This is a genomic window from Deinococcus frigens DSM 12807, assembly GCF_000701425.1.
GTDB classification, from domain to species: domain Bacteria; phylum Deinococcota; class Deinococci; order Deinococcales; family Deinococcaceae; genus Deinococcus; species Deinococcus frigens.
Window position 1 is genome coordinate 76,434 of the sequence record NZ_JNIW01000015.1, and the last position, 8,109, is coordinate 84,542.

Below are 8,109 nucleotides of genomic sequence, written 5' to 3' on the forward strand. Positions count from 1 at the left end.
TCAAAGCAGTCCCCCCTCACACGGCGCTGATGACGTTACTTCAAGGCCTGCATCATCCCGTCCACATTGGCACGGAAAGCTCCCAGGAAGGTTTCGCCCGCGCTCCCTTTCGGCCCCAGCGCGTCGGTGTACAGCGGCGGAGCGATCTTCGCGCCCGTTTCTTTCGCCAGTGCCTGTGCCAGACGGGTATTGATGACGTTCTCGGTGAAGATGACTTTCGCACCGCTCTTCTTGACGGCTGTGATCAGCGTCGCCAGTTCGCGTGCACTCGGCTCGCGCTCCGTGCTGAGGCCGGGAATCACGGTGCCGACAACCGTGAGGCCGTAACGGGCAGCAAAGTAATTCAGGGCGTCGTGGTTGGTCACGATCTGCCGCTGGCTGGCGGGCAGCGTGGCAAACTGCTTTTTCGCGTAGGCGTCGGCCTCGCTCAACTTGTCCAGGTACGCGGCGGCGTTGCTGGCATAGGTTGCCTTGCCCGCCGGGTCTAGGGCGCTCAGGGTATTCTGGACGTTCTTCACGTAGCCTGCCGCCAGCCCCAGGTCCCACCACGCATGGGGATCAAAGTCGCTGTGTTCTTCCCCGGCGTGTTCCTCGCCTTTCTCTTCCTCGCCGCCCTCGCGCAGCTTCAGGCCGCTGGTCAGGGTCTTGACCGGCACAGAGGGCGCAGAGGCCCGCACCTGCGGCAACCACGGTTCCAGCCCAGCCCCGTTCACGAACAGCACCCGGCTGCCCGCCAGACCCCGGATTACGCTGGCTGTGGGCTGAAAGGTGTGCGAGTCCCCTCCAACAGGCACGATCTCGTTGATGCTCACGCGCGTCCCGCCCACATTCCGCACGAAGTCGGCCAGGATGCTGTTGGACACGCTGACTTGCAGGGGCGCAGCCTGGGCGCTTGCCAGCCCTGACAGCCCCAGCAGGCCCAGAACAATCAGGCCCTTCACAGCAACTCCACTTGCTTAAAGCCACCGCGCACCAACGTGCGAAGAGCGTGGGCGCTGAGCCACACAGTCTTCACCACGCCGCCCTCGCGGATGGTGCGTTTTTGTAGGTTGGCCTTCTGCACCCGCTTGCTGACGCCCGTGACCTTGCGCCCCACCCCGCCCGCCGCCCGCGCCTTGCCGCGCCTGATCACGCTGTTGACCACCAGATTTTTCTTGCCCGTCAGATAACATTCACGGCTCATTTGAAACTCCTTTGGAGAGAGATGGAAAAAGGAAAAACGGAACAGGTCAACGCGTACAGGCTTCACCGTGAGACGGCCCCCTCTAACAGCCGGTCAAGCTCGGCCCCGTCCAGATCACGCCCGATGAACACGATCTCGCTGAACGCCTCGGCGGGGTCATGCCACTCTCCGGCCCCCTCCAGCGCCAGTTGCCGCCCGGTGTGGTTCCACAGGGTGGCCAGACCGTCGCCCAGATTGACCCAGCCCTTGCTGCGAATCACGTTTCTGGGCAAACCGCCGATCAGCACCTTTTGCAGGGCCGCCGAATCAAAGGGCTGGGCCGCGCGGTAGATGTGGGTGCCCAGCCCATAAGTCTCGCTCTCGGGGGGGTGTTCCTTTTCCAGCTCGGCCATCCAGGCGTCCATCTGGCTGGCCTGATCAAAGTCGAACAGACCCACGTCCAGCACCTCGGCCACGTTCACCTGACCGTGCTGGGCTTCCAGCAGGCGGGCGTGCGGATTGGTGATGCCCACCAGTTCGCGCAGTTGCTGCACGTCGTCCGGCGCGGCCAGATCGGTTTTATTGAGGACCACGATGTCGGCAAATTCGAGTTGTTCGGCCAGCAGCTCCCCGAAGCCCCGCTCGAAGTCGTCGCCGGGAATGGTGTCCTGGCGGTTCCAGAGGTCAAAGAATTGGGCGCTGTCCACCACCGTCACCATCGCGTCCACATGCACCCGCCCCAGCAGGTTGGGAATGGCTGCCTGACCGGGTTCGGGTTCGATCTCCAGTTCCTCGGGCGTCAGGCAGAAGCTCTGGGCGATGGGCAGCGGCTCGCCGATTCCGGTGGACTCGATCAGGATGGCGTCCAGCTCGCGGGTGTCAAGCAGGTCTTCCACGGCCAGCAGCAGATCGCCGCGCAGCGTGCAGCAGATGCAGCCGTTGGACAGCTCAATCGTCTGCTCGTCGGTCTTGACCACCAGACTGGCGTCGATGTTGACCGCGCCGAATTCGTTGACAATCACGGCGATTTTGCGTCCACCGGACTGGCGGATCAGGTGGTTGAGCAGTGTGGTCTTGCCCGCGCCCAGAAAACCGCACAGCACGGTGATGGGCACAGATGGAGAGGCAGGGAAGGTCATCTACTGGTAATGATATACTATTATCAATAACATGACAAGCGTTGATCTGCGGTCCTGTTGCCCCCTGACCGTCCAGTTCTGGCTGCTGGGTCTGGACTCCCGGCAGGGCCATCTGCTGTTGCGCGGCTTTCAGAAACGTCCAGCGTCCCAGGGCAGCAGCACCTATGTTCTGGACCACCTGAGCCTGCACAGTTCCGGCCTGTGTCTCCGGCAGGAATCAGACCTGTTGCGGTTCAACCGGCGCACCCAGAGTTACACCCTGAACGAACGGCCCATTCCCGCAAAATTTGCCCGGCAGTTTCTGCGGCCCGCCCTGCAAGCCCATGAGGTCTGGACCATGCGGCGGTTTGGACCCGCCTACCGTCAGGGGCAATTCAGTGCCCAGCGCCCGCCCCGTCCGGTGGCCCGTTCGCTGGGAAGCTGGCGGCAGTACATCTCCCCGGCGGCCTTTCTGCTGCCCATGCTTTAAAAAGTAAACTGTGCGTGCTTAACCAACTTCCGGGGTGGGCGGTGGTACGCTTTTCTTATGACCAGTACCCTCCCGCAAACCCAGGATTATGACGTCGTGATCGTCGGCGGCGGCCCCGCCGGACTGACCGCCGCCATCTACACGGGCCGTGCCAGCCTCAGCACCGTGATTCTGGAGAAGGGTCTGCCCGGCGGCCAGATCGCCCAGACCGAGGAAGTCGAGAATTATCCCGGTTTTCCCGAACCCATCAGCGGTATGGAACTCGCCCAGCGCATGCAGCAGCAGGCCGAGAAATTCGGCGGCAGGATCGAGATGGATGAGGTGGAGGCCATTGAGCAGACCGGCGATCACCACTACCCCTTCGTGGTCAAGGGCTACGGCGGCAACTACCGCGCCAAGAGCGTGATTCTGGCGACGGGCGCGAACCCCAAGCGCCTGAACGTGCCCGGCGAGGAGGAGTTCTGGGGCCGGGGCGTCAGCACCTGCGCCACCTGCGACGGTTTCTTTTACCGGGGCAAGAAAGTGGTGGTGATCGGTGGGGGAGACGCCGCCGTGGAAGAAGGACTGTTCCTGACCAAGTTTGCCGACGAGGTCACGCTGATCCACCGCAGAGACAGCCTGCGCGCCAATAAGGTGGCCCAGGCCCGCGCCTTTGCCAACCCTAAGATGAAGTTCATCTGGGACACCGCCGTCGAGGAAATCCAGGGCGACGGCGCGGTCAGTGGCGTGCGCCTCAACAATCTCAAGACCGGCGAGACGAGCGAGATGACCACCGATGGCGTGTTCATCTTTATCGGCCATGTGCCCAATACCGAATTCGTCAAGGACACCCTCAAACTGCGTGAGGACGGCTACGTGGACGTGACTGACGAGATCTATACCAGCGTGCCCCTGCTGTTCGCGGCAGGCGATGTCAGCGACTACATCTACCGCCAACTGGGCACCAGCGTCGGCGCGGGCACCCGCGCGGCCATGAGTGCCGAACGCGCGCTGGCGGCGCTGGAAGTGGCCGGGGCCGAGACGGCGGCGGACTGAGACGTTAGAATTTCTTACATGAGACGCCTTCTGCTCGCCCCTCTGTTCGCACTCAGCGCCTGCTCGCCCACATCATCTTTGTACATCGATAAAAACGGTTTAGAGGATCCCATCTTCGCCCCCGGTCAGGTCTGGACTGTGGACTGGGGCGACGGACGAGGCGATACCTTCACCGTGCCGCCTGTGGCTTTTGCCAAAGGCGGTGTATTCGCCTACGCTGGCAAACTCCAGAACGGTCGCACCGTGCGTTTCAATCACCGCCTTGAAGGTGAGCAAGCTGCCTACGCCCAGGTTGGCATCGATGGTAACTTCAAAGACGACGGCTGGCACTGTCTGATCTATAACCCCCGCTCCCTAGCGCTCAACATCCCCCAAGGCGGGCTGTACACCAGCATCTATGACAGCGCGCGTGACGACCTGTACATCTACAGTGGTGCGGCGGGTGGCATGCCGCGCTGCACCATCACTCGGATGAGCTGAACTGAAACTGTCTTGGGCGCACTCTCGCCGCACTACCTGTACAAACTGGGATCTAGAAGTCTACTCGTTTGACTCCATCAATGACCGAAATTTATGCCTGGAGTTCTTCTAGGTAGGAGGCGGCTGATCGAGCTGGCCTCCCGCTCTTTTCTTGCAGTTCCGGGGCCTACTTTCCACTATCCTGATTTCCATGAAGCCCCTGCGCCTGTCTGACCGCATAGGCCGCAAGGCGCTGGGTTACGCGGCCAAGGTGCGGCGGTTAGCGCGCAGCTTGCGGGCCGTGGACGCCCACCCGGATGACCCCTGGGCGCTGACCCACATGACGCCCGGCGAGGCCCACGTATACGGGGGTATGGACCCGCGTGACCGCGAACACGCCTGCCGCGTGACCCTGCATCTGCTGCGCGAGCATCCACGGGCGGACCCGGAACTGGTGGCCGCTGCCCTACTCCACGACTGCGGCAAGAGCGTGCGTCCGTACCGTGTGACCGAGCGCGTGCTGGTGGGGCTGGTGCCTACCCGGCTGGCGCGCTGGCTGCCCTCCGTGGGGGCGCTGGGCATCCGCGCACAGCACCCGGAACTGGGGGCTACGCTGCTGGCCCACGCCGGGGCCAGGGTGCGGGTGGCCGATCTGGTGGCCCGTCATCATCGCCCCGCCGGGGATACAGATGCCGGGCTGCTACACCATTACGACGATCAGGAATGAGGGACAGCTCAACGCTGTCGCCCGTCCGCATGGCCTTCATCGTCCTTTCAGGCCAGGGCCGCCACATTTCAGAGAGGAATAGAAGCGACAACATCCTGAAACGGACGGTGTGAAATTGACGAGGGAGGACTGCTGGGCGACGGCGGGAAGGTTCGAATCCTACCGGGTCAGCGGTTTGGCCACGATGTTCTGACTCCGGGCGTCACGCAGCCAGTAGGTCTTGCCGCTGGCGTCCTGAAGCTGGGCGATCACGCGCACGTCCTCACCCGCCGTGAAGCCGTTCGCGCCGCCGCTGCCCCAGGCGCAGGCGTGGGCCGGGCAGGCGCTGGCCCTTGAAAAATCATTCAGCCGGGGCGACTGCCACAGGCCCGATCCCGTAAAGACATAGATGCCCGTGACCTTCAGTGGCGTGGACATGGCCGGGGTGCTGGCCTTTTCGCTGGTCTCCACCCTCACGCGCACCCTGAAGCGGTCCGCTTCCCGGACCAGTTGCGGGGCCGCCGTGAGGCTGAGCACCCGTCCCCCCAGATTCAAGGTGGTGGGTGCGCCCAGCAGGTCCCCCGCCAGCGGCGTTGGCGCGCTGCCCAGTGAGCCACAGCCTGCCAGGCCCAGACCGCACAGCAACACTCCGGTTCGCGCCAGTCCAGGGTTTCTCATCCCACCATTTTAAGGGACGCCTGAAGATCCCGCTATTATAAAAGCCCCGTCGCCACCGCCGCCTTAAGCCAGCAAACTCCTGGCGATGATGATTTTCTGGATCTCGCTGGTGCCCTCATAGATTCGCAGCAGGCGCTGGTCACGGTAATAGCGCTCTACCGGGCTGTCTTTCATGTAGCCCATGCCCCCGGCCACCTGCACGGCCTTGTCGGCCACCGCTGAGAGCGCCTCGGTGGCGTGGTACTTGGCGATACTGGCCATGCGGCGCACGTCTTGGCCCTCGTCCACCATCCAGGCCACCTTCTGCCACAGCACGCGGCTGGTCTGAACGGCAATTTCCATCTCGGCCAGCATGAACTGCACCGCCTGGAATTCGCCGATGGGCTGTCCGAACTGTTCGCGGGTCTTGGCGTGGGCCACGCTCAGGTCCAGCAGGCGCTGCATGGCCCCGGTAGAGCGTGCGGCGATGCCCACCCGCCCGGCGGTCAGGATGCCCAGCGCCTCGCGGTAGCCCATATGTTCCGGCCCCAACAGGTTGGCGGCGGGAATCTCGGCGTCCTCGAAAATCACCTCGGCGCTCAGGGCACCCTTCTGGCCCATCTTCTCGTCGATCTTGCCCACGCGCACGCCGGGGGTGGTCTGCGGTTCCACCAGAAAGGCGCTCATGCCTTTGGTGCCGCGTGCCGGGTCGGTGATGGCGATCACGGTCAGCAGCCCGGCAATCGGCGCGTTGGAAATATAGTGCTTGGTGCCGTTCAGCACGTACACGTCGTCTTTTTTGACGGCGCGGGTGCGGATGTTCGCCGCGTCCGAACCGCTGCTGGGTTCGGTGATGGCAAAGCCCGCCACGCACTCGCCGGACGCCATGCGCGGCAGAAACCTCTGCTTCTGTTCCTCGTTGCCCAGCCTGACCAGCCCCGACGTGCCAATCGAGGCGTGGGCGCTGATCACGCCGCCGAAGCCCATATGCCCCTGCCCCAGCGCCTCGTAGACGGCGCAGCGGCCCAGCATGCCCAGACCCACGCCGCCGTATTCCTCTGGAATGCTCAGGCCGAACAGACCCAGCTCGGCGGCCTCCTTGAACAACTCCGGCGGCACGCTGTTGCTGTCCTCGATCTCATGGGCGCGCGGTTCCACGCGGGACAGCATGAAGTCGCGGATGGTCGCCTGCACCTCGCGCAGGTCATCGGGCAGATTGAAATCCATTTGAGGCTCAGCCTAGAGCATCTGGCCCGCTCTGTTTGGGCGGCACAGCCCAGTGTTGCCCGCCGGACCGCCACCACAAAAAATCTGCGGAAGCTGTTATTAGCTTCCGCAGAGGTTGTCAGGGCGGGACCCATTGATGGGGTGCCCTGTGAACTCGGTGCTGGTCGAGGCGGCGAGATTTGAACTCACGACCCCTACCACCCCAAGGTAGTGCGCTACCAGGCTGCGCTACGCCTCGATTCCCAGCCACAGAACTATAGATGGTGAACGTCAATCGGTCAAGGGAGCAGGTCTGGCGGGGTGCGTCCCGCTGAAATGGGATGATGGTGTATGGCAACGGAGCGAGAGATTCTAGGTCAAGTCATGGAACGTCATCTGGACCAGCTTTTGGAGGAGTCCGAGGGGCAGCTCAGCAATGCTGAGCTGGAACAGACTTTGCTCAATCAGCAGAGTCCGCTGATGCGAGAATTGTTCCAGACCCTCATTAACCTGCGCCAGAAGCAGGATTTTCCCCCCTCAGCACCAACCGACTGACCCGCAGTGGTGCAGGGATGGCGCAACGACGCTCCTGATTCACGGCTGCTGGGGAGCGGTCAGGATTCCCGCGCAAACCTGGGAACATAGAACCAACCGGCGTCATCTCAGCCTGCCTAAAGATGCCAGCCTGGACACCAGCGGCTTCACCCCGCAAGCACTGGACCACCTGATGGCACTCAGTACAGCGGTGAGCTACGCCAGTGCGGTGAAGCTCGCCTGCCGATTTGGCCTGTCCGTTTCCACCAGTCAGCTTCAGCGGCTGATGGCACCGCTCGCGTATCAGACGGCACAGATGGTTCGTCATACCCTGAAACTTCGAGCGGAAGAACCGTTGCCCAATCTTCCCGGCACGAAGGGACGGGTGATGGTGGTGCAGGCTGATGGCGTGATCGTCCTCGGTCACAAGACAGGGAAGAATGTCGTCAGAGACGACATTCCCAGAGAAACGGGTGAGGCGTTCGAGATCAAAGCGCTCACGGTCTACGCCGAGAATTCACCAGCCAACCGCATCACAGTGGCCGAAAAATGCGATGCAGACGAGTTTCTTCCACTGCTGGCCGGTTCTTTGCGGGTGGCGGGTGTATGGCAACAGGACACGCTGATCAGCGTGTCCGACGGCGCACTCTGGATCGAAGACCGCATGAACTGCCTGGGAGTTACGCAGCACGTCCTGGACGTGTTCCATGCCGTGAGCTATGTGGACAGGGTGAGGGAAGAT

The 8,109-nt window shown here is 62.9% G+C and carries 11 protein-coding genes and 1 tRNA gene; 6 read left to right on the forward strand and 6 right to left on the reverse strand.

The window, feature by feature from the left end; translation table 11 throughout:
• Positions 1–35 precede the first annotated feature (35 nt).
• The 3 genes from mntC to Q322_RS0107825 all read right to left on the reverse strand — a co-directional run bounded on the left by mntC (position 36) and on the right by Q322_RS0107825 (position 2,301).
• Positions 36–941 carry a manganese ABC transporter substrate-binding protein MntC gene (gene mntC / locus Q322_RS0107815; RefSeq protein ID WP_029477323.1) on the reverse strand — a complete coding sequence of 302 codons (906 nt, stop codon included), beginning with the start codon at positions 939–941 and terminating at the stop codon, positions 36–38.
• Complete coding sequence (gene rpmB, locus Q322_RS0107820; protein ID WP_029477324.1) at positions 938–1,183, reverse strand: 50S ribosomal protein L28; 246 nt, start codon at positions 1,181–1,183, stop codon at positions 938–940. The genes mntC and rpmB overlap by 4 nt, the downstream gene beginning before the upstream one ends.
• 62 nt (positions 1,184–1,245) lie before the next feature.
• Positions 1,246–2,301 (reverse strand): CobW family GTP-binding protein, encoded by a 1,056-nt coding sequence (locus Q322_RS0107825; protein WP_029477325.1) that lies wholly within the window; start codon positions 2,299–2,301, stop codon positions 1,246–1,248.
• A gap of 31 nt (positions 2,302–2,332) precedes the next feature.
• On the opposite strand from Q322_RS0107825, the gene Q322_RS0107830 reads away from it, so the two are divergent.
• From Q322_RS0107830 to Q322_RS0107845, 4 genes are all read left to right on the forward strand, one after another.
• Positions 2,333–2,770, forward strand: coding sequence for a hypothetical protein (locus tag Q322_RS0107830; RefSeq protein ID WP_029477327.1), 438 nt, complete (start codon positions 2,333–2,335; stop codon positions 2,768–2,770).
• Positions 2,771–2,827: 57 nt separating this feature from the next.
• A complete protein-coding gene (gene trxB, locus Q322_RS0107835) occupies positions 2,828–3,805 on the forward strand; it encodes a thioredoxin-disulfide reductase (protein ID WP_029477328.1) in 978 nt (325 codons plus the stop codon).
• A gap of 18 nt (positions 3,806–3,823) precedes the next feature.
• A complete protein-coding gene (locus Q322_RS0107840) occupies positions 3,824–4,285 on the forward strand; it encodes a hypothetical protein (protein ID WP_156952942.1) in 462 nt (153 codons plus the stop codon).
• A gap of 190 nt (positions 4,286–4,475) precedes the next feature.
• The gene (locus Q322_RS0107845) at positions 4,476–4,991 is read left to right on the forward strand and encodes an HD domain-containing protein (RefSeq protein WP_029477330.1); all 516 of its coding nucleotides are present in this window, start codon (positions 4,476–4,478) and stop codon (positions 4,989–4,991) included.
• A gap of 159 nt (positions 4,992–5,150) precedes the next feature.
• On the opposite strand, the gene Q322_RS0107850 is transcribed toward Q322_RS0107845, so the two are convergent.
• The 3 genes from Q322_RS0107850 to Q322_RS0107860 form a co-directional block, all read right to left on the reverse strand.
• The gene (locus tag Q322_RS0107850) at positions 5,151–5,648 is read right to left on the reverse strand and encodes a hypothetical protein (RefSeq protein WP_156952943.1); all 498 of its coding nucleotides are present in this window, start codon (positions 5,646–5,648) and stop codon (positions 5,151–5,153) included.
• Between the two features lie 63 nt (positions 5,649–5,711).
• Entirely contained in the window at positions 5,712–6,854 is a 1,143-nt protein-coding gene (locus tag Q322_RS0107855) for an acyl-CoA dehydrogenase family protein (RefSeq protein WP_029477333.1), read from the reverse strand.
• 161 nt (positions 6,855–7,015) lie between these two features.
• Positions 7,016–7,092: transfer RNA gene (locus Q322_RS0107860), tRNA-Pro, on the reverse strand.
• A 125-nt stretch (positions 7,093–7,217) separates the two neighbouring features.
• On the opposite strand from Q322_RS0107860, the gene Q322_RS20750 reads away from it, so the two are divergent.
• Entirely contained in the window at positions 7,218–7,388 is a 171-nt protein-coding gene (locus tag Q322_RS20750) for a hypothetical protein (RefSeq protein ID WP_156952944.1), read from the forward strand.
• A gap of 172 nt (positions 7,389–7,560) precedes the next feature.
• The coding region (locus tag Q322_RS0107870; RefSeq protein ID WP_029477334.1) for a hypothetical protein at positions 7,561–8,109 on the forward strand (549 nt) is incomplete at its 3' end.